The sequence below is a fragment of the Candidatus Villigracilis sp. genome (genome assembly GCF_057083605.1).
Map to the genome: position 1 here is coordinate 69,792 of NZ_JBXMTI010000136.1, position 21,184 is coordinate 90,975.

21 protein-coding genes and 1 pseudogene are annotated in these 21,184 nt (G+C 48.9%); 2 read left to right on the plus strand and 20 right to left on the minus strand.

Annotated features, from left to right (window positions below; translation table 11 throughout):
* Nucleotides 1-2: 2 nt before the first annotated feature.
* Nucleotides 3-746, minus strand: coding sequence for an ABC transporter ATP-binding protein (locus AC14M5_RS20225; RefSeq protein WP_484031525.1), 744 nt, complete (start codon nt 744-746; stop codon nt 3-5).
* Nucleotides 747-904: 158 nt separating this feature from the next.
* Between AC14M5_RS20225 and AC14M5_RS20230 the strand changes: the two genes are divergently transcribed.
* Entirely contained in the window at nt 905-1,579 is a 675-nt protein-coding gene (locus tag AC14M5_RS20230) for a TetR/AcrR family transcriptional regulator (protein WP_484031526.1), read from the plus strand.
* A gap of 300 nt (nt 1,580-1,879) precedes the next feature.
* Here the strand turns inward: AC14M5_RS20230 and AC14M5_RS20235 are convergent, their stop codons facing one another.
* A complete protein-coding gene (locus tag AC14M5_RS20235) occupies nt 1,880-2,728 on the minus strand; it encodes a hypothetical protein (protein WP_484031527.1) in 849 nt (282 codons plus the stop codon).
* A gap of 77 nt (nt 2,729-2,805) precedes the next feature.
* Nucleotides 2,806-4,311, minus strand: a complete 1,506-nt coding sequence (gene araA, locus AC14M5_RS20240; RefSeq protein ID WP_484031528.1) for an L-arabinose isomerase — start codon at nt 4,309-4,311, stop codon at nt 2,806-2,808.
* On the opposite strand from araA, the gene AC14M5_RS20245 reads away from it, so the two are divergent.
* Nucleotides 4,310-4,435 carry a hypothetical protein gene (locus AC14M5_RS20245; RefSeq protein WP_484031529.1) on the plus strand — a complete coding sequence of 42 codons (126 nt, stop codon included), beginning with the start codon at nt 4,310-4,312 and terminating at the stop codon, nt 4,433-4,435. The two genes, araA and AC14M5_RS20245, sit on opposite strands and share 2 nt — an antisense overlap.
* A gap of 3 nt (nt 4,436-4,438) precedes the next feature.
* Here the strand turns inward: AC14M5_RS20245 and AC14M5_RS20250 are convergent, their stop codons facing one another.
* The 17 genes and pseudogenes from AC14M5_RS20250 to AC14M5_RS20330 form a co-directional block, all read right to left on the minus strand.
* Complete coding sequence (locus AC14M5_RS20250) at nt 4,439-5,080, minus strand: L-ribulose-5-phosphate 4-epimerase (RefSeq protein WP_484031530.1); 642 nt, start codon at nt 5,078-5,080, stop codon at nt 4,439-4,441.
* Nucleotides 5,081-5,144: 64 nt separating this feature from the next.
* The gene (locus AC14M5_RS20255; protein WP_484031531.1) at nt 5,145-6,740 is read right to left on the minus strand and encodes a xylulokinase; all 1,596 of its coding nucleotides are present in this window, start codon (nt 6,738-6,740) and stop codon (nt 5,145-5,147) included.
* 68 nt (nt 6,741-6,808) lie between these two features.
* Complete coding sequence (locus AC14M5_RS20260) at nt 6,809-7,795, minus strand: NAD-dependent epimerase/dehydratase family protein (RefSeq protein ID WP_484031532.1); 987 nt, start codon at nt 7,793-7,795, stop codon at nt 6,809-6,811.
* A gap of 76 nt (nt 7,796-7,871) precedes the next feature.
* Nucleotides 7,872-9,041, minus strand: a complete 1,170-nt coding sequence (locus AC14M5_RS20265; RefSeq protein ID WP_484031533.1) for a Gfo/Idh/MocA family protein — start codon at nt 9,039-9,041, stop codon at nt 7,872-7,874.
* A 1-nt stretch (nt 9,042) separates the two neighbouring features.
* On the minus strand, nt 9,043-9,195 hold the full coding sequence (locus AC14M5_RS20270; RefSeq protein ID WP_484031534.1) for a hypothetical protein: 153 nt from the start codon (nt 9,193-9,195) through the stop codon (nt 9,043-9,045).
* A 159-nt stretch (nt 9,196-9,354) separates the two neighbouring features.
* Complete coding sequence (mmsB, locus tag AC14M5_RS20275) at nt 9,355-10,518, minus strand: multiple monosaccharide ABC transporter permease (RefSeq protein WP_484031535.1); 1,164 nt, start codon at nt 10,516-10,518, stop codon at nt 9,355-9,357.
* Nucleotides 10,515-12,056 (minus strand): multiple monosaccharide ABC transporter ATP-binding protein, encoded by a 1,542-nt coding sequence (gene mmsA, locus AC14M5_RS20280; protein WP_484031536.1) that lies wholly within the window; start codon nt 12,054-12,056, stop codon nt 10,515-10,517. Before mmsA ends, mmsB begins: the two co-directional genes overlap by 4 nt.
* 130 nt (nt 12,057-12,186) lie before the next feature.
* Nucleotides 12,187-13,290 (minus strand): multiple monosaccharide ABC transporter substrate-binding protein, encoded by a 1,104-nt coding sequence (gene chvE / locus AC14M5_RS20285; protein ID WP_484031537.1) that lies wholly within the window; start codon nt 13,288-13,290, stop codon nt 12,187-12,189.
* Nucleotides 13,291-13,441: 151 nt separating this feature from the next.
* On the minus strand, nt 13,442-14,512 hold the full coding sequence (locus AC14M5_RS20290; RefSeq protein ID WP_484031538.1) for a LacI family DNA-binding transcriptional regulator: 1,071 nt from the start codon (nt 14,510-14,512) through the stop codon (nt 13,442-13,444).
* 175 nt (nt 14,513-14,687) lie between these two features.
* Nucleotides 14,688-14,915, minus strand: a complete 228-nt coding sequence (locus AC14M5_RS20295; protein WP_484031539.1) for a hypothetical protein — start codon at nt 14,913-14,915, stop codon at nt 14,688-14,690.
* 6 nt (nt 14,916-14,921) lie between these two features.
* A complete protein-coding gene (locus tag AC14M5_RS20300; RefSeq protein ID WP_484031540.1) occupies nt 14,922-15,347 on the minus strand; it encodes a hypothetical protein in 426 nt (141 codons plus the stop codon).
* The gene (gene hemL / locus AC14M5_RS20305; RefSeq protein WP_484031541.1) at nt 15,341-16,624 is read right to left on the minus strand and encodes a glutamate-1-semialdehyde 2,1-aminomutase; all 1,284 of its coding nucleotides are present in this window, start codon (nt 16,622-16,624) and stop codon (nt 15,341-15,343) included. Before hemL ends, AC14M5_RS20300 begins: the two co-directional genes overlap by 7 nt.
* Nucleotides 16,621-18,153 (minus strand): annotated as a pseudogene (hemG, locus tag AC14M5_RS20310) (protoporphyrinogen oxidase); the annotation flags it as partial. The pseudogene hemG and the gene hemL, both read right to left, overlap by 4 nt.
* Before the next feature lie 24 nt (nt 18,154-18,177).
* Nucleotides 18,178-18,510 (minus strand): DUF4491 family protein, encoded by a 333-nt coding sequence (locus AC14M5_RS20315; RefSeq protein WP_484031542.1) that lies wholly within the window; start codon nt 18,508-18,510, stop codon nt 18,178-18,180.
* 19 nt (nt 18,511-18,529) lie between these two features.
* Complete coding sequence (locus AC14M5_RS20320; RefSeq protein ID WP_484031543.1) at nt 18,530-18,913, minus strand: DUF4491 family protein; 384 nt, start codon at nt 18,911-18,913, stop codon at nt 18,530-18,532.
* A gap of 24 nt (nt 18,914-18,937) precedes the next feature.
* Nucleotides 18,938-20,011: a uroporphyrinogen decarboxylase gene (gene hemE, locus AC14M5_RS20325; RefSeq protein WP_484031544.1), complete on the minus strand. Its 1,074-nt coding sequence runs from the start codon at nt 20,009-20,011 to the stop codon at nt 18,938-18,940.
* A gap of 17 nt (nt 20,012-20,028) precedes the next feature.
* Nucleotides 20,029-21,111, minus strand: a complete 1,083-nt coding sequence (locus AC14M5_RS20330) for a TIGR04053 family radical SAM/SPASM domain-containing protein (RefSeq protein ID WP_484031552.1) — start codon at nt 21,109-21,111, stop codon at nt 20,029-20,031.
* Between the last annotated feature and the right edge of the window lie 73 nt (nt 21,112-21,184).

The window sequence follows — 21,184 nt, forward strand, 5'->3', positions numbered from 1 at the left end:
CCTCACCTTTTTACATCGTCGGCGACGCGGCCGTCTACCAGCGTCACCTGTCGGTTTGTGTAAGCGCTGATATCGCGCTCGTGAGTGACTATGATGATCGTGCGCCCATCGGCGTTCAATTTGGTGAACAACTCCAGGACTGAGGTTCTGGTCGCCTCATCGAGATTTCCAGTTGGTTCATCAGTCATCAGGATCGGCGGATCGTTGGCAAGCGCGCGTGCAATCGCTGCCCGTTGTTGCTGTCCGCCTGAAAGGGTAACGGGAAACTTGTCCGCTTGATCCCGAATATCCACAAGTTCCAAAAGTTCCAGAGCCTTGGATCGGCGTTTGGCTGTCGGGATGATCTCTGCAAAATCCATCGGTAGCATCACGTTCTCGGCCACTGTCAATGTCGGCAGCAATTGGAAGAACTGGAACACCAATCCTACATTCCTTCCTCGCCATTCTGCCAGCCCCGACTCCGTAAGTAAACCAAGATTGGTTTCAGCGATAATGGCTTCGCCTTTTGTCGGCCGGTCAATACCTGCCAGGAGGTTCAGTAATGTTGTCTTGCCGCTGCCGGATTTTCCGATGATGGCAACGAACTCTCCTGTCTGGATACGCAGGTTGATGTCTTGAAGGGCCGTAAAGGATCCGGAGGGAGTTTCGTAGTCTTTCTGCATCTGGTGCAGGTCGATGATATAGTCCCCGTGGTGTTGTGGTACCTGCTTTTTGGTTCTTATTTTTTGTATTGGATAGGTTTGCATAGTTATTCCTCTTACAATTATCAGAATTTTTAATTCGTTATTGAACTTTTTGTCCTGCAATGTTATAGTGTGTGGAGGATTTGGTCAACAACCAAATCATCAAGAAAAGTTCACTTATGAACTAAAATACGGAAATTGTATGGAAAGAGGTGAAAGATATGCCCCAAAACGATCTTGACCGAAGGGTGCAGAAGACTCGAAAACTCCTGCAAGATGCTTTGATTGAGTTAGTCGCACAAAAGAGTTACGAATCAGTCTCGATTCGAGAAATTCTGGAAACAGCCAATGTAGGACGTTCTACATTTTATTCTCACTTCCAGGATAAGGATCAACTGTTACACAGCATTCTTGATCGTCTCGATGAACTCTTCGGGCAACATGAAAAACAATTCCTGGATACAAAGAAAAACTTGGGGAACACTGACATCATGAATCTAACTCACGAATTTTCCCCAACACTTAGCTTGTTTCAGTTTATTGGGCAAAATCACCGCTTCTTCAAACCCATGCTGGGGAATCATGGTTATGGCATATTCGCCAAGCCCGTGTACGATTATGTGTTTGCTCATGTACACGGTTTATTCACCAAACCTGCCCACAATGATATGGTTGCTAATATGCACGAGTCTTTCAAAATATTGAGGTCACATGAGAAGTACGGTTCACTCGAATCCGAAATTGCGGCGCATTACTTTGTCAGTGCGTTGATGGGCATATTGGTATGGTGGGTTGAGCAGGATATGCCTTGTACAGCGGAAGAGATGGACAGACTTTTCAGACAACTTGCAATACCAAGCTTCGGACAAGTCTTGGCAGCAAATCACGGGAGCTAAGATTAAGAAGGCACCATGTTTTCTTCATTGCCTTTATCTGCCAAGTCTACGATGGCATGCGCCTTGCGGGATGTGGATGTGGGTCAAGTGAAAATATAAGCGACATAAAAAAGCTAGGGGAGATCAAGTGACCAGTTGAAGATTACATTTTTAGCCCGACCCGAAGAACGAAAAGCCATTCCCAACTTGAAGGGAACGGCTTTTTAGTAGACAATCTGTAAAACCTATGTGGTACTAAATTAATAGGTCTTATACCCATATATCAAATATATGCCGCGTTGGAGAACTTCTCATACAGCTTTAGAGAGAAGCAAGCAAATTTTGCGCGCCAATTGGCAGGGATGCGGTTCCAATAGTCACGTCCCATGATTCTATATGAGTTACAGATGACCCAGGGTTCAGCCTTGCAAGCGAGCCAAGACTTTCCAATTCCACAAAGTGCTCGTTGCAGTACATCTCGGCATTGCAATTATTGTCGGGGTAGGTCACATTGATCTGTGATGTGAAGGTCTTACGGAACAGAATGCCGTCCACGTAATAGGCCAGCCAGCCATGTGGATTGAAGTAACCCATTTTGAAGGGTGGCAAGGCTTCAGCTTGAAAAAGGATGAAATCATCATGCAGGCTCAGGCGAGGATCTTTGATGCGACTATAGGGCCAAAGTGATAGTTGTCGGTTGGGCACCAGTCCCGCCGCATCCACATTTCCAACAGGCATCGGTAAAATCACTGTACCGCCCAAACGGAATTGTGTAATGGCCCATGGCGCGAGTTCCACCGCCCACATGCCATCATTGATAAGGGTATGGGTGAGGGTCACAGAGGGTTTATCCGGCGCGAGGCGAATCAAGATGCGTTTGCGAATCCCTGTGCCAGGTTCGGTTTGTGATTCAAGCAGGAGGCCATCAGGCAGTTCTGTGATGGCGATAGGCGAATCAGGGATGTAGGTGCGGGGCATGGCTTCGGGCGAATGCCATAAGCGATGCCCGCCGCGAAAGTGGAAGTCACCATAGGGTGTTGGAACGGGCGCATAATCACGGAGGTCTGCCAGCAGATTCGTTTTGCCAGCGGGTGTGAGACCAATGATGCGCATGAAATCGGTCAAGTACTCAATCTGAAGGAAATCGTTTTTCAAAATATTCTTCTTCATTACAATTTCTCTGGTTTCAAAAAGGCCGCTTGCTAACGAATGACAAGCGGCACTTTGTTATTTGATCAGTCCAAAAACTACAGGCCCCTGTTCAGGTGGTAGTACAAATCGTTCCAGCGCAGTTTTTCTTTGAACTCATCCACTTTGGTATTCTCATCAATGAGCAGGAATTCAATACCTGCCATCTCAGCGAAGTCACGCAGATGTTCCGGTGTGACAGAGTAACTGAAGCCTGTGTGATGGGCGCCGCCTGCGTAAATCCACGCTTCTGCCGCGACTTTGAGGCTGGGTCGTGGAACCCATAGCGCCCGCGCCACTGGGAGTTTGGGAAGCGGCGCATCGGTTGGGACTACATCCACAACATTGGCTACAAGACGATAGCGTCCCCCCATATCCATGATAGAGGCGCAGACAGCAATGCCTGTCTGTGAGTCAAAGACCAATCGAACAGGGTCAGCCCTCCCGCCGATTCCGAGCGGATGAAGTTCCAGTTTCGGTTTGCCCACCGCGATTGATTCACAAATCTCCAACATGTGTGCGCCGAGGATTTTGTCGCCAGTGGCGCTGAAGTGATAGGTGTAATCTTCCATGAAGCTGACGCCGCCTGTTTGCCCAACATTCATCACTTTCATTGCGCGGACAAGAGCAGAGGTTTTCCAATCACCTTCCGCGCCGAAGCCGTAGCCATCGCGCATGAGACGTTGAACTGCAAGACCAGGTAGTTGTGCGAGACCATGTAGATCTTCAAACGTGGTAGTAAATGCCTTGAAGTTGCCCGCGCTCAAAAAGTTTCGCAGACCGATCTCAATGCGAGCGCTATCCAGCATGGAATCATGCTTTGCGCCGCCGGGTTTGAGTTCAGCGCCCACATCGTATTCATCGAGATAAGTTTGAATCAGTTTATCAACCTCAGCATCGCTGGCTTCATTGACGGACTTGACCAGATCGCCCACGCCATAGCCGTAGACATCATACCCAAGTTGAATCTGTGCTGAGACCTTGTTACCCTCGGTGACAGCCACATCGCGCATGTTATCGCCAAAGCGTGCGATCTTCATGCCCTGCGCATCTGCCCATGCACACGCCGCGCGCACCCATACGCCGATCTCTTTTTGAGTCTCATCATCCTGCCAATGACCGACAACCACCTTGCGATTGAGTCGCATGCGGCTTCCGATAAAGCCAAACTCGCGATCACCATGTGCGGATTGATTGAGGTTCATAAAATCCATATCAATCGTCCCCCATGGAATCTCACGACCATATTGAGTGTGTAAGTGAAGGAATGGTTTCTTCAACAGACTCAGGCCCGCGATCCACATTTTGGCGGGTGAGAAAGTATGCATCCATGTGATTAGACCAACGCAAGCCTTTGTAGTGTTGGCTTCGAGGCACAGATCACGGATCGCATCAGGCGTGGTTAACACTGGTTTGAAAATAACTTTCACAGGCACATGGGCGGATGCGCCCAAAGCTGCGGTGATCTCACGCGAGTGTTCGGCAACGGTTTCCAGTGTTTTAGGACCATACAAATGCTGACTCCCCGTCACAAACCAGACTTCATATTGTTGTAGATCGATCATGATTCATCTCCTTGAATTATTTGCCACAGAGATCGCAGAGTTATACATCCGTTTTGGTCCGTGTGTCCGTGAAAGAATCCGTTTGCCAAAATTCGTGCATCCGCTTTGCGAAGCCATCCGTTGAGTGTTATTGCCCATACACATTCATATACCGATCATGCAACTTCTTCACGTCTTCATCTGCAATTACATCGGGCGCACCGATCTGCATTGCCAGCCAGACCGTCTTGGCATTGTCTTCTGTCATCACCGCCGCTTTGACCGCTGCTTTTGCATTTTTCCCAATGGTGAACACACCATGGTTTTTGAGCAATACTGCAGGGGATTTGCCAATGCTTTCCACAACGACTTTCCCAATCGCATCATCGCCGATTAAAGCAAACCCTCCGCATGGAATAGAACCGCCAAATTCATCTGCAATCGCGGTCAACACTACAGGGATGGGTTTATTCACAGCCGCAAATGCCGTGGCATAAACGGAATGTGTATGCACCACGCCACCCACATCCTCACGATGTTTATAAATGTACAAGTGGCTATACACATCCGATGAAGGTTTGTAATCACCTTCGACCAGCTTGCCATCAATATCAACCACCACCATATGCTGCGGACGCATCTCCTCATAACGGATTCCGCTCGCTTTAATCACGACCAATCCTGTCTCAGGATCCCGCGCGCTGACGTTGCCGCCCGTCCATACAACGAGGTTGTTCTTTGGTAATTCGAGATGCAATTGCACAAGTTCTTCTTTTATTTTCTCAAGCATGATTTCTCCGATTCGTAGGTCACGCTTTTAGCGTGACGGTCACGTTACAAACGTGACCTACCTTTTACTTCAACCCATCCACGGCGGCTCTTTCGATGACAAGCCCCTTTTTGTAGCGTTCCATGAACGCCGTAAAGCCATCAACATCCTTTTGATCGGGAACTATCGTCATGCCATTTTCCCCTGCAAAGACCTTGTCCGAGAGATAGGCTTCTAAGGGTTCATTCATTGACTTATGAAGCATATAGGATGCGAGCAATGCAATGCCCCATGAGCCGCCCTCGCCTGCGGTTTCCATCACGGAAACGGGGACATTCATCGCCGCTGCCATGATCTTTTGACCCACTTCTTTTGTTTTGAAGAAGCCACCGTGACCGAGGAGTTGGTCGATCTTCACTTGTTCCTGCTCAAAAAGAATGTCCATGCCGATCTTCAATGCACCGAGCGCTGAGAACAGATGCACACGTATGAAGTTCGAAAGTGTAAAACGACTTTCGGGCCTACGGACGAACAGCGGGCAACCCTCCTCAAAGTGCGTGATGTGCTCGCCCGAAAAATAATTGTAGGCAAGCAGCCCGCCCGCATCCGCATCGCCTGTGAGCGCTTTTTGATACAGCGTTTCATATAATTTGGATTCACTAATATCCACACCAAGCACCTTGGTAAATTCCTGGAATACGTCAACCCACGCATTGAGGTCGGATGTGCAGTTGTTGCTGTGCACCATGGCGACAGGCTTGCCTGTGGGCGTCGTCACCATGTCGATCTCAGGATATAACTTCGACAAAGCCTTTTCCAAAACGATCATCGCAAAGACGGACGTCCCTGCGGAAACATTGCCTGTTCGCACTGCGACGCTGTTGGTCGCTACCATGCCTGTGCCTGCATCACCCTCAGGTGGACAGAGCGGGATACCCGCTTGTAGTCCTCCCGTGGGATCGAGCAGTTTTGCGCCTTCTTGGGTCAGAACGCCTGCGGCATCTCCAGCGACAAGGACTTTGGGCAGGATGTCCTGAAGTTTCCACGAAATGTTTTCTGCTTTGAGCTGTTCGTTGAATAACTTGATCATACCTTCTTCGTAATCATTGGTCTTGCTATCAATGGGAAACATGCCCGATGCTTCGCCAACGCCCAACACCTTTTGCCCCGTCAACCTCCAATGGACATAGCCTGCCAGCGTGGTCAGATGGCTGATGTCTTTGACATGAAGTTCCTTGTTCAATATCGCCTGATAGAGGTGTGCAATGCTCCAACGCTGGGGAATATTGAATTGGAATAGATCGGTGAGTTGCTTTGATGCCTGTCCAGTAATGGTATTTCGCCATGTACGAAACGGGACGAGCAAGTTTCCATCTTTATCGAATGCCATATAGCCGTGCATCATGGCGCTGAAGCCGATGGCACCAATGGTCTTGAGCGGAGTGTTGTGCTTCTCAAGAACCTCTTTGCTGAGATTTCGGTAACTTTCCTGCAAGCCTGCCCAAATATCATCAAGACTGTATGTCCAGATGCCGTGTTCATATCGGTTTTCCCATTCATGGCTTCCCGATACGATTGGCATATGATCCTCACCAATCAGCACCGCCTTGATGCGAGTCGAGCCAAGCTCGATGCCAAGAATGGTCTTTCCGCTTTTGATTGCTTTTTGGATGTCAGTCATATTTATCTCCTACCAATGATGGCGTTCGCGACATGAATACCACAAGGGTACGATGTGTCGCGGTACTTTTATCCTGGATACCAAACCTTGCGCGGGTCATCCTCTGCCCGCACATAATCAAACGCTGAATCAATCATTCTCTTCAGGTCATATTCAGGTCGCCAGCCAAGTAAAAATTTTGCCTTGCTGTTATCGAGCCATGTGGAGTGATATTCGGTTTTGATTTCAACAGTAGTCAATCCGCGCGTTGCATTCAGATATTTCCCCACCTCGCCATAATCGACGGGCTCATCCATGCAGATGTTGAAGAGTTGCTGTTGTGCTTTGGGATGATCAATTGTCAGCAGGAGGGCACTGACCAAATCGTCAACGTGGACAAAGTTTCTTTTGACGGGAACAGCTTGTGGGTCAAGCATGACCGGAATGGTTTGCGTTCGTGCATATTCATCCGCAAGTTTCTCGTCAACAAGATCACGCCAACGTGGCCCGCCAAAAACATCCTCACCGAAAGAAAGTTGATACTTGAAATCATCTTTCTCCATGATCCACGGCGCACGCAGACAACAGCCATTGAGATCGTACTGAATGTAATATTGTTCAAGCATCACTTCTTCAAGAACTTTGGAGAGCGCATAACAGCCAGGGTATGCGGAATGTTTTTGAGTTTCGGTCACGGGAATCGGATGGGGATAAACGAAATGCCCCATGCCCGCATCGCCGCCGACCATGATGAACTGCTTGAAGGTCTTGTTGGTGCGGGATGCCTCGAGCAACCAGAACAAACCCTTGACCGCCACATCCATAATTTGCTCTGGCGTTTCTTTGACGGTTGCTAGATGCAGAACGTGCGTCACACCATCCATTGCTTTTTCAACAACGTCACAATGTTCGATGGAGCCATGAATGTTTTGAATACGTGAATTTGTTTCAAGCTCGCGGTTATGGCACAACGCGTGCACCGTGAAAGTATCGAATTTTGGATCTGCTAACAGGCGATTAATGAATACCCTGCCCACCTTGCCCGTTGCGCCAGTGACTAGAATAGTGTTGGGCATGGCTACCTACTTTCGTTCTGACGATGGACGATAGACCATTGACCACCGTCTGTTGTCCATCGTCTGTGGTCGCTCATTAGCACTTCGTCCATTGCCCGTTGGCATTGCTTGAGGCGATCACGCTATCCACAAAGCGAACGCCCATCAAGCCATCGAATGAATTGGGGAAGTACAGTGCAAGCGGGTCAGCTTGTTGGCCAGCGCGGCGCGCGGCGATGGCTTCGGCTGCGTCCGAGTAGATATTTGCAAAGCCATCGGGGAATCCTTCGGGATGACCTGCAACGAGTCGCGTGCAACGCGCCGATAAGGGCAGTGTGCCCGGCCCGTTTGGTGTGCGATTTTGCGATGGCGCATCCAACGGTTTGAATGTGAGCGCCTGCGGAAATTCCTGCATCCATTCGAGCGTGCCTTTGCTGCCGCTCACACGAATTCGCAAACAGTTCTCCACACCAGCGGCAGCTTGCGTCACCCAGAAACTTCCACGGGCGCCATTATTGAATCGGAGCAGTGCCCCGCCAAAGTCATGAATGAGGCGGTTGGGCACGATGGCTCCAATATCGGCAGAGACTTCGTCCACTTCCAAACCGGTAATAAAGCGAGTCAGGTTGTGCGCGTGTGTGCCGATGTCGCCCATCACACGCGAAGGGCCGCCGCGCACAGGGTCATACTTCCACGTCATCACATCGGGCATCGGTTTCGATTCATCGGCTTTGCCGCCCTGCACATATTCAACTTGAATCAAACGAATTGTTCCGAGTTGTCCATCCAGCACCATCGCCTTCGCCTGCCGCACCATCGGGTAACCGGTGTAATTGTGGGTGAGGCAAAAGACAAGTCCGGTCTCTTGAACTTTCTTATGCAAAGCTTCAGCTTCATCAAGCGTATTGGTCATCGGCTTGTCGCAGATGACATCGGTGCCGCGTTCGAGCGCCCACATCGAATACTCGAAGTGACTGTCATTCGGAGTCATAATGGCGACTGCATCAATGCCATCTTGGCGGGATGATTCGACCTCGAGTAGTTGCTTGACATTGGAATAAATGCGATCAGACTCCACGCCCAACTCCAACGCATCTTTCTTCGATTTGGCCTGGTCCGACGAAAAGATGCCTGTCACAATCTGATAGCGATCATCGCGCCGCGCCGATTGCCTGTGCATCGCGCCGATGAACGACCCCGTCCCGCCGCCGATAACGGCCAATCGCAAGCGACGCCCCAACATGTCAATGACTGGATTTAATGCCATCTTATTGCTCCTTGGCTAAGATAGTGATAGGTAGATTCTCGCGCATGGCATGCCCCACCATCTGATTGCCAAGTTGCCAGGCAGTGATCTCGTTGAAATTTGTAAACTGAAGTTCCTGTTCTTCTTGAAGTAACTGCTTCAGTGCGTCTTCCATTTGCATATCCTCTGGCAACACATTAACTACGAAAACTCAATTCGCTGTGAGAATTACACACTATTCTTTTCTCTAAATTAATTAAACTTGCAGATGATTTCTTTGTTAGTGTAAACGAGGTAATCTTTGTATATAATAATTACATCTGGTGCGTTGTAACTATGCACTCTTGTTCTTGTTGTAGACATCAAACAAAACCGCAAGCAACAACACAATACCTTTGACAACCTTCTGCCAATCGATCCCGACTCCCATAATGGACATGCCGTTATTCAAAACGCCGATAAGAAAAGCGCCTACAACAGCACCGATGACCTTGCCGACACCGCCGGTAGGCGATGCGCCACCGATGAAACAAGCGGCAATAACGTCTAACTCCATACCATCCCCAGCATTGGGTGTGGAGCTATTTAAGCGGGCTGCAACGATCAAACCTGCCAGAGCGGCGAGAACACCCATATTGACAAACGTATAAAATAACAAGCGCGTCGTATTGACACCAGAGAGCATGGCAGCTTTTACATTGCCACCCATTGCATAAATGCGGCGACCTATTACCGTTTGACTGGTCATAAAAGTATACGCAGCTATCAGCACGAAAAGGAGAATCAATACATTTGGAAGGCCTTTGTAGGAAGCCATCAAATACGAGAAGCCCATGACCGCCACAGTGATGGCAATCTGTTTGACCACAAAAAAATAGAATGGCGTTACTTCAAATCCATATTTTTGCTGGTTTTTCCTGGCACGCATGTCCAGCCAAATCAATAAAACGGAAAGTATTACACCGATCAGCAGAGTCGTAATGTGCAATCCTTCGTTGTGAAAAAAGTCTGGAATAAACCCGGAGCTGATATTTTGAAATCCTCTCGGAAAAGGTCCTACCGACTCTCCCCGAAGCAGAGCGATTGTCAAACCTCGAAACATCAAAAAACCCGCTAAAGTGACAATGAAGGATGGGATTTTTAAATACGCAACCCAATAACCTTGAAAGGCGCCAATCGCCGCGCCGACCAGCAAGGAAATCGCAACGACCGCCGCCCAATTGACATGATATCTGACGATCAGTACACCCGCAAGCGCGCCAACAACGGCGACAACCGAACCTACGGATAAGTCGATCCAGCCCGAAACGATAATTAACAACATGCCCAATGCCATAGTGATGACATAGCTGTTCTGCAGAACAAGGTTGGTTATATTCACGGGCTTCATCAGTACGCCGCCGGTCTGAAGCTGGAAGAACAGCATGACCGCAATCAGCGCGATCAACATGCCATATTCGCGAACATTGCTCTTGAAAAGTGTTGCCAGAGTTTTCATTGTTCCACTACCTGTTGTCGTGTCATAATGTATTTCATTACTTTTTCCTGAGACGCTTCGCCTGCCGGCATTTCACCGACAATTTTGCCGTCGCGCATCACGTAAATACGATCACAAACTCCCAAGATCTCCGGCAATTCTGAGGAGATCAGGATGATCCCTTTTCCTTCGCTGACCAGTTGGTTGATAATGGTGTAAATCTCGTACTTCGCCCCCACATCAATACCACGCGTGGGCTCATCCAGGATCAGAATTTCCGGACTTGCAAATAACCATTTACTCAGCACCACTTTTTGTTGATTGCCACCTGAAAGATTAAGAGCCAGTTGCTGAATACTGGAACACTTAATATTAAGTTTATCTCGATATTCACTGGTAACCCTCATTTCCTGAGGCTCATTGATCACTTGATTCCTGGAAATTTCTTCCAGATTTGCCAGAGTAATATTATTCTTGATCTGCTGGATCAAAACCAGCCCATACGCTTTGCGGTCTTCTGTTGCATAGGCGATGCCATTGGAAATGGCTTTATCGATGCTGCTGATATCCACTTCCCTCCCATTTCTATAAACCTTGCCGCTAATACGAGTACCATAGGCGTGACCAAAAATGCTCATCGCCAGCTCAGTTCTCCCAGCTCCCATTAATCCCGACAGTCCAACAACTTCACCCTTGCGGACGTTAATATTCACATTAGTACTTACTTTACGATCCTCATGGATGGGGTGATATACATTCCAATCACGTATTTCAAAAATAACTTCTCCAATATTCTTTTCGCGCGGCGGGAAGCGATGGGTTAGATCACGTCCCACCATGCCACGAATGATCCGGTCTTCTGTAATCTTGTCCGTTTTACAATCCAAAGTTTCGATCGTTGCTCCATCACGAAGGATCGTGATGGAATCGGCTACTTTGTTGACTTCGCTTAATTTATGAGAAATCAAGATCGAGGAAATTCTGTGCTCTTTAAATTGGAGTAATAACTCAAGCAGCTTCTCGCTGTCGTTTTCATTTAGAGAGGCTGTGGGCTCATCCAAAATAAGAAGCTTAACTTCTTTTGCCAATGCTTTGGCAATTTCAACCAGCTGTTGTTTGCCCACGCCCATGTTTGTGATCAAGGTATTAGGCGACTCGTGCAACCCCACTCTATCCAGCAATTCTGCGGTTCTGGAAATGGATTCATTCCAATCAATTACACCATTTTTGGCGCGCTCGTTACCGAGAAACAGGTTTTCAGCTACAGAAAGAAAAGGAATCAATGCAAGTTCCTGATGGATAATGACAAGTCCAACTTTTTCAGATTCAGTGATATCTCGAAACTGACATTCCTTGCCTTGAAAATAGATTTCTCCGCTATACGAACCGTGTGGATAGACACCGCTCAAAACATTCATCAAAGTTGATTTTCCCGCCCCATTTTCCCCCACCAAAGCATGTATTTCGCCCTGGCTCACGCTAATACTTACATTATCAAGCGCTTTCACGCCGGGGAATGTCTTAGTAATGTTTCGCATTTCCAAAATGACATCAGGCATAGTCTTCTCATCCTCAATCTACACGGAATGAAGTTACTCTACTATACGACAATTTTAGTTCAATATGCCACAAACCTTCAAGGAAAGTGCGTGAGGATATTTCTATCCTCACGCACAGGGTAAAAACTACCTACTTCAGATCTTCCGCCTTGATATAGCCACTATCTACCAATTCTTTCTCGTAATTGTTAATATCAATGCTAATTGGGGTCAGCAAATAGGAAGGCACAACCTTGACGAGGTTATCATAAGTCGTGGTGTCATTGATTTCAACAGTCTGACCCTTCAGAGCCTGATCAGCCATCTTGGCGGCTTGTTTGGCAAGAACGCGGGTGTCTTTGAACACGGTATAGGTCTGTTCGCCGGCGATGATCGACTTGACGGAAGCAACTTCTGCATCTTGGCCAGTCACTACAGGGCACGGTTGTTCAGGTGTGCAATAGCCAACACCCTTCAGAGAGGAGAGGATACCAATGCTAAGACCGTCGTATGGGGAGAGAACTCCATCCACGCGCTTGTCGGTGTAGAATGCGCTCAAAAGGTTGTCCATGCGAGCCTGGGCAGTTGCAGCCAGCCAGCGCAAGGTGCCGACTTTGTCCATGCCCGTCTGCCCACTTTGGATGACGATCGTGCCGTCGTCGATGAAGGGTTGGATGACGGACATGGCGCCATCATAGAAATAGAAGGCGTTTGTGTCGTCGGGGGAGCCGCCGAAGAGTTCGACGTTGAAGGGACCAACGCCAGCGGGGGCCTTTTCGCCGGGTTTCAAGCCGAGGCCTTCGAGGAGCTGGGTTCCCTGAATAACGCCGACGCCAAAGTTATCGAAGGTGGCGTAGTAATCCACATTGGCGGTCTTGGTGATCAGGCGATCGTAGGATATGACGATGGCGCCGTTATCATGTGCCTTCTGGAGAACATCAGAGAGGGTTGTACCATCGATGGCTGCAATAACGAGAACCTTGGCACCCTTGGTGACCATGTTTTCGATCTGGGCCAGCTGGTTGGGGATGTCATTGTCAGCAAATTGCAGGTCGGTATCGTAGCCCATAGCCTCGAATTCTTTGACCATGCTCTCGCCATCAGAGATCCAGCGGGTTGAGCTCTTGGTGGGCATGGAGATACCAACTAGTATTTTTTCGGTAGCAGGGGCGTCAGCTCCTGCACCACATGCTGTGAGAACGAGACTGGCCAGTATCAAAACCGCCAGCAACTTAAAGACCAAATTCTTGGACATTTTCTTCTCCTTGATCAATATGTTTAGTAGTTTGTTAAGCAGTTAATTGGCAAGTGCAGAGTAACTATCAATCAATGATAAATCCGCCTTACCCGGAAACACACATATCTGGTTCAAACCAATTCAAATGTGTCTCCACCTTGCAAGTTTCCTAATGGTCCGCTGCCTCACCGCCTTTCTCTTCTCGAAGTGAACTTTTTCGCACAATGAGCGTTGGCGGCAGAATAATAGACTTGGGATGAACAGGTTCCAGTCCCTGCCAGCCTGATTCGATGATATTAATAATCTCTGCAACAGCTATTTTTGCCACGCTGTGTTGATCCTGCTGAACGGTCGTTAAATCTGGGGAAAAGAAGGCGGATTCGGAAATGTTATCGAAGCCAACAATTCCAACATCCTGGGGAATGCGTATCCCCTTTTCCCCAAAAAACTGCATAACACTCAACGCCATTTGATCGTTTGCAACAAAGATCGAGTCCATTTCTGGAAACTGATCGTACAATTTCTCGATTGCCAAAGCCCCACTCGCCGAGGACCAATTTCCCTCGACAAAATGACCGTCTCTGACATCTAATCCGACTTCAATCAGGGAATCCCTCCAGGCGGCCATCCGCTGGCGCGACTCCCACCAATCCAGTGGGCCAGAAATATGCCCAATCTTTCGATATCCCTGCTCGAGCAAATGCGACATCGCCATCCGCCCGCCCAGATAATTATCAATGGAGACAATCGAAAGATTATCTCGAGGTTCCATCGTTAGATAAACGAGCGGAACTTCAATATCAGCAGGTGGGTCGTTGACCCACTTTCGGTTTTCTCCAACTTCAGGCACAGCCCAAATGATCCCATCAACATGACGGGAAAGCAGAGCCTGGAAGATCGGTGTAATGTCTTCTGTATCGAAACTGGGGAGTTCCTTCAGCAGTACGGAATACCCAGACTCTTCTGCCGCAGATGTAATTCCACTCAAAGTTCGGGAAGGACCGATATATCTAAGACCGGCTGTTACTACCCCCAAGGTATGGCTGCGCTGGCTAATTAAACTGCGCGCCAAGGCACTGGGTCGGTAACTTAACTCCTTGATGACCTCCTGAACCCTCTTACGAGTCTCAGGTGAAACATCGGGGCGCTCATTTAGCACGCGAGAAACAGTCTGTGTGGAAACCCCCGCCACAGAAGCTACCTCCTTGATTGTAGGACGTACGTTTGTCTTTGGACGCATAGTAGATGTTATCGTTCCCGTTATCGATAACGGGAACGATAACATTCTAGCAAGCTCCTTTGCAAGAGTCAAGCCCCAATTTCACAGAATTTCAACTTAATTTTCTGTTAGTTCAGAATTTCATTACCCCATCATCAACTTTGGTCTATTTGCCAGATACACTGATTGGATATCTTCACTTCCCGCCAGATTTGCAATCATATGCGCCAGTTTCAGGATGCAATGACATTGTGCTGTCCATAGGTGAGCACACCGACAAATTGAGTTGACTCATCGCCGCCCGCACCAAACTCTGAACTTCATCCTGTAACGGTAAAACTGCCAATCTTCCCCCCGCGATCTCCGCTCTTGGCACTTCGATATGGATTTGACAAAGGATCAAATCATCCAAAAAACTTTCCATGGCCTCTTAAACTTTTCCGTCATTCCTTCGGGAAACAAAATAATTTGTCAACAAAAGCGTGATGCCACCTACTACACCCGTCAGATGATAGGGCAAGTAATTCATCACTTCAACGGGCTGTTGAATTAACTTCAAATAAAAATACGGCGTCCACACCAGAATCCCAAGGAAGATCATCCCATGTCCGAGGATTTGCAAGGGACTCTTTTTTGCAGGCGTGATACCCATTTCCTTAAGGGCAAATGCACGCAGGCGCGACCCACCAATTACACCAATCAAGTGGAACGGCAAATACCAAAACAGCGATGGTTTTTCTCCCGCTATTCGCAAAACAATGAAGGGCAGCCACGTCAGCGCACCCAACCATATCAACAGATTTCCAAGGCGATAGCGTATCAATGCCGCGTCATAAATCTTCTGCTCGGTTACCATGTGCGAAACGCCTCCGTCACTGCTTCGAGTGTTTTTTCAATAATTGCATCTGTGTGCATGATGGAAAGGAATCCTGCCTCGAATTGCGACGGCGCGAGATAGACTCCGTTTTCCAACATTTTTTGGAAGAATTTCCCGAACTGGACTTTATCCGCCACCTTGACTGTATTCCAACCCACGGGTTTGGTCTCGCTAAAGAAGGTTGTGAACATCGTGCCGACTCGCGTTTGTTGGATGGGAACTCCAGCTTTTTTTGCCGCGGATGAAATGCCCGCTTCCAAATTAGCCGCAGCCTGCTCCAGTTTTCTCCAACATTCATCTCCCCGAATCAGGCTCAATGTCTCGATGCCCGCGCTCATCGCCAGCGGATTCCCAGACAAGGTCCCCGCCTGATACATCGGACCCACAGGCGCAACCATTTGCATGATTTCTTTCCTGCCGCCATACGCGCCGACAGGCAATCCGCCGCCAATGACTTTACCCAATGTTGTTAAATCTGGCTTGATGTTATATAAAGTTTGCGCACCGCCACGGTGGACACGGAAACCTGTCATCACTTCATCGAAGATCAACACTGCGCCATATTCGGTTGTCAGCTTGCGTAGGCCTTCAAGGAATCCCTGAACAGGAGGTACAACTCCCATATTCCCTGCAACAGGTTCCACGATAATGCCCGCGATCTGATCGGGATATTTTTTGAATAACGCTTCCACCGAATCAAGGTCATTGAAATTTGCAACCAATGTATCTGCGGCGACAGTAGCGGGCACACCAGGCGAATCAGGCAGACCTAATGTCGCGACCCCTGAACCCGCCTGCACGAGCAGCATATCCGCATGACCATGGTAACAACCATCGAACTTGATGATCTTCTCGCGTTTTGTGTACGCACGCGCCAGCCGCAGCGCGGACATGGTTGCTTCCGTCCCCGAGTTGACAAAGCGGATCATTTCGATGTTAGGCAAAAAGTCTATGATGCTTTTAGCAAGTTCAATTTCCAGCGGACTCGGCGCACCATAAGATGTCCCTTTGCATGCCGCCTGTTGAATGGCCTCAATGACTTTTGGGTGTGCATGTCCCGTGATAAGCGGTCCCCACGACAAAACATAATCAATGAAACGATTGCCGTCCACATCATAAAGATATGGGCCTTCGCCGCGCTCGATGAAGAGTGGCTGTCCACCCACTGCACGGAAGGCGCGTACTGGCGAGTTTACACCGCCCGGGAATAATTTCTGTGCTTCTTGAAAGAGGGAAATAGATTTAGTGATGTTCATAATTGCTCCTGTTTTGGAGTGCGATGACTCCTGTCATCGCTATGCAAAGTCTGGAGACTTTGCACTCCGTTTAGAATTTTTTCCACGGCAAGTTCACCTGAATGAATGCAATCTGGAATGCCGATGCCGCGATAGCCATTACCTGCCAGCGCAAGACCTGGATGATTTTCCAATGCAAGATCAATGCGCTTGAGAATTTCGGGATGACCGAGGTTGTATTGCGGCATGGCTTTGTCCCACATGAAGACGCGCAAAAGGATCGGTTCAGCAGTGATTCCCAAAGTTAGATTTAATTCTTCTTTTGCCAATGCAAGCAGATCATTTTCATTCCACGGAATGTCCTGACCAGCGCGGCCAACGAAGACGCGAATGAGTGCATAGCCTTCAGGCGCGCGGTGCGGAAATTTTGTAGATGTCCATGTGCAGGCGAGGGCTTTGCGTCCTTCGCGGCGCGGGATGACGTAGCCATAACCATCCAGTTCGCGGGTCAGGTCACTCTGTCGGTATGCGAGGGAGACGGTAGCTGTGGAGGCGTAGGGAATATTCTTTAGATCAGAAGCAAGCGTCGGGTCGAATGAAGCGAGCAAATCCCCGCTGACAAATGCAGGCGTGGCGAGGATGACAGAGTCAGCATCAAAGCTTGAGTCATCTTCCAATTTCACGATATAGCGAGAATCGATCTTCGCAATTTGGGAAACGGATGTATCGAGACGAAGTTTTACGCCGTGGTCTTGAAGGTGTTTGACCAGCGCTTCAACAATTTCGGCGAGGCCTGTGGTTGGTGTTAGAAACGCGGAACGCGAACCAGGAACGGAGTCCGACGACTCCTGTCGTCGGTGCAAAGTCGGGAGACTTTGCACTCCCAAGCTTTTTTTTCGCATTTGCAGCGCGCCGCGCGCGAGACTTCCATGTTTGATTTCAAGATCGCGCAGATATGGAAACGTGGATGCGAGGGAAAGTTGATCGCCATCGCCCGCGTAGATGCCAGACATAAGCGGCTCGATCAGATTCTCGTACGCTTCGCGCCCCAGCCGACGGCTGACAAATGAGCCAAGTGATTCATCGCTACCTGCCCCGGTATCATTGGGGTTGAGGGGTTTTGCAGGCTGAATGAAATCAAACCCCATGCGTGCTTTGCCAAGCCACGAGACAAGATGTGATTTGAGAATCGCCTGCACGTTGGTGGGGATCATCATGGCGAGGCCGTCAGGCAGAGGCTCAAGTTTATTTCGATGAAGAACGTATGTATTTTTTTGATCGGGATTTGTGCCATGCAATCGTTCGCCAAGTCCAAGCTCTTTGCAAAGAGCAGTGGCATATGGCTTGGTGGCAAGGAAGGTGTCGGGTCCGCCTTCGATGACGAATTGGCCGTCATCGAAAGTGGCGCGGTCGGTGGTGATCTTGCCGCCCCAGCGCGAATCAGATTCGATCAGGGTGATTTGCGCATCGGGCATCTTCTTTGTTGCATAATATGCGGCAGAGAGTCCCGCAATGCCGCCGCCAATAATAATTAGTCGCATAGTTTGATAGTCTCTGACTGATTGGTCAAAACCTTAAAGATGAGGTGCTTTCATTTTTTTGATAATGGATTCGAAGGGTAGTTTGATCTTGATCGCGTTGAAAGGAAACCAACCTAATTCCGCGCGGACAGCCTGTTCTTTAAGTTCGGTGCTTCCCCAAATGAACGTTGCACCAACAACGCCGATGATCACGCAAAGCCAATCGTTCTTAATGAAGAGAGATGCGATGATGATGAGAATGCCAATTCCCATCATATACGGCCAGCAGAAATAACCAAAATATCTTTCGCCGCGAATGACGAGCGGAAAGCCAAGCCCAATGATGAGCAGGGTGATGATGCCGATGAGGATGCCAAAAGAGTTCATGGTAATCAGTGACCAGTTTTCAGTTATCGGTGATCCGTTTGCCTGTCGGTTCACGCTTCAATAGATCATGTGTCGTGGCATGCGAATTTGGTTCAGCGAGGATGCGTGCATGGCGCGGATTATTTGGATTCGCGGACGCATGTCCCTTGCGGATGCGTTTCTGCTGGCGAGTAAATTCGAACGCGTCGAAGAGCAGGGTGATGCCTAAAATACCAAGAGCAGTTTTTAGTGACAAGTTATCAGTGATCAGTGAATAGTATTCAGTGATCAGCCCGAGCAGGGCGAAAATAATAGTAGGCAACCATATTGTCGGTGAAAGGAATTCAATCTTTCTCACAGCAACATGCCCACCCCAAATTGAAAGAAAGGCAGTCACTGCGGCGGTTAATCCAAGCGTATTCATTCCCATGTTTTCCTGTGTACTGGTCTACTTATTTACCTGATACTCATGCACCATATCTACAACTGCTTTCACATTGTCAACGGGCGTGTTCTGTAAAATGCCATGACCAAGATTGAAGATATGTCCAGGCTTGCCGTTTGCGCGATCCAAAATATCGTAAACACGTTTCTTGATCTCAGGCAGAGGCGCGAAGAGTGTGATGGGATCAAGGTTTCCTTGAACGGCGACATCGTCTCCAAGTAATTTCCAACCATCGTCGAGTGGGATGCGCCAGTCGAGCCCGAGTGCGTCTCCGCCCGCGCGTTTCATCAAAGGCAAAAGGGTTGTGGTGTTCGTGCCAAAGTGAATGACGGGTACACCTTCGGCTTTTGCCGCACTTAAAACTTTTTGTGAATATGGCAGGACAAAATTTTCATAATCCTGAGGATTAAGCGCGCCGACCCACGAGTCAAAGACTTGCACAGTTTGCGCGCCCGCGCGGATTTGTGCCACAAGATAATCACTCAACACGACAGTTAATTTCTCCATCAGCGCATGCCACGTCTGCGGATCGGAATACATCATCGTTTTTGTTTTCAGGAATTCACGTGATGATCCGCCTTCGATAATGTAGGAAGCGACGGTGAACGGAGCGCCGCAAAAACCGATGAGCGGAACATCTGTAAGTTCGCCGCGCAGAATCTTGATCGCGTCAAGCACATATTTCAAATCCGTTTCAGGGTTTACAGGTCGTAGATTTTTCACATCATCCAGTGTGCGAACAGGATTCTTCAAAATAGGCCCTTCGCCTTTTGCAAACTCCAACCCAACACCGAGCGGAATTGCAGGCAGGAGAATATCGGCAAAGAGAATAGCCGCATCCACACCGAGAGCGCGGACAGGTTGCAATGTCACCTCGGCGGCAATCTCGGGACGATGACAGATCTCGATCAACGAATATTTTTCGCGGATCGCGCGATACTCTGGCATGTAACGTCCAGCCTGGCGCATGAACCAGACAGGAGTGGTATCTGTGGGAATGCGATGGCAGGCAGATAAAAACCGAGATTGGAGACTTGAGACTGATAAGGAGCTGGGAACAGGTTGTGTAGTTATCATTGAATAATCTCCAGTCTCTAATCTCTACTCACCAACACACAAGCAGGATCGCTTTCCAAATAGTCACCTGTAATCCCATACGCGCGTCCGCGTTGACCGCCGCACACGTCGCGATATTCGCAGGTTCCGCACACGCCTTTGTATTTATCGGGATTGCGCAGGTCTTTGAAAATTTGCGAGTTGCGATAGACGTCCACGACATCGTTCTCGCGCACCATGCCTGCGGTTACAGGTAAAAATCCGCTCGGCTGAATTTCGCCGATATGTGAGATGAATAAAAAGCCGTTGCCGTCGTTGACGCCTTTGGTTGGGCGATGAAGTCCATCTGCATATTGGAAGCCTGCGCTTTGAAAAGTGACGGGCTTGCCGTCGCTTTGCGCGCGTTTACGTTCAATTGCAACGCGGCGATACATCGGCGCGGCTGTGCTCTTAATATCAAACGGAGCATTCTGCGATAGATCGTACAGCCAATTAAAAACTTTCTCGTGTTGTTGAGCAGAAATCATTTGCTCTACCATTGCACGTCCTGTGGGTACAAGGAAAAACACCGACCACTGCACAGCGCCGACTTCCTGAATAAACGGAACCATCTCATGCAAAATATCAACATTATGTTTTGCAACTGTCGTGTTAACTTGCACGCTCAAACCCACATCATACGCGCGATGGAGCGTGTCCATTGTCCGCTGCCATGAGCCTTGGACTTTGCGAAAGTCATCATGGATTTCAGGACGCGGCGCATCCAACGATAAGGCCACGCGCAGAATGCCTGCTTCACGCGCTTTTTCCAGTCTTTCTTTTGTCGGTAAAGCAGTGGCTGTTGGCGTGAGTGAACAACGCAAGCCACGCTCGGCTGCATACTTGATCAACTCAAACAGATCGGGGCGCATCATGGGGTCGCCGCCCGTAAAGATCAAAATCGGATGATTGTCAAATGAAGCAAGGCGTTCAATCAAGTCCTTTGCTTCATCCGTAGAGAGTTCGCGCGGGTCACGCTGATGCAATGCGTCCGCACGGCAATGGACACAGGCATAGGCACAAGCACGTGTCACTTCCCATGCAATCGTAAACGGCGCCATATCAAAGTCCGCGTGAACCATGCGCGCGTTATTCGCGCTTCGTTCCGCGGCAGCGCGGGGGGAAAGGGTTTCTAAAGTCATAAGATCTCCATTT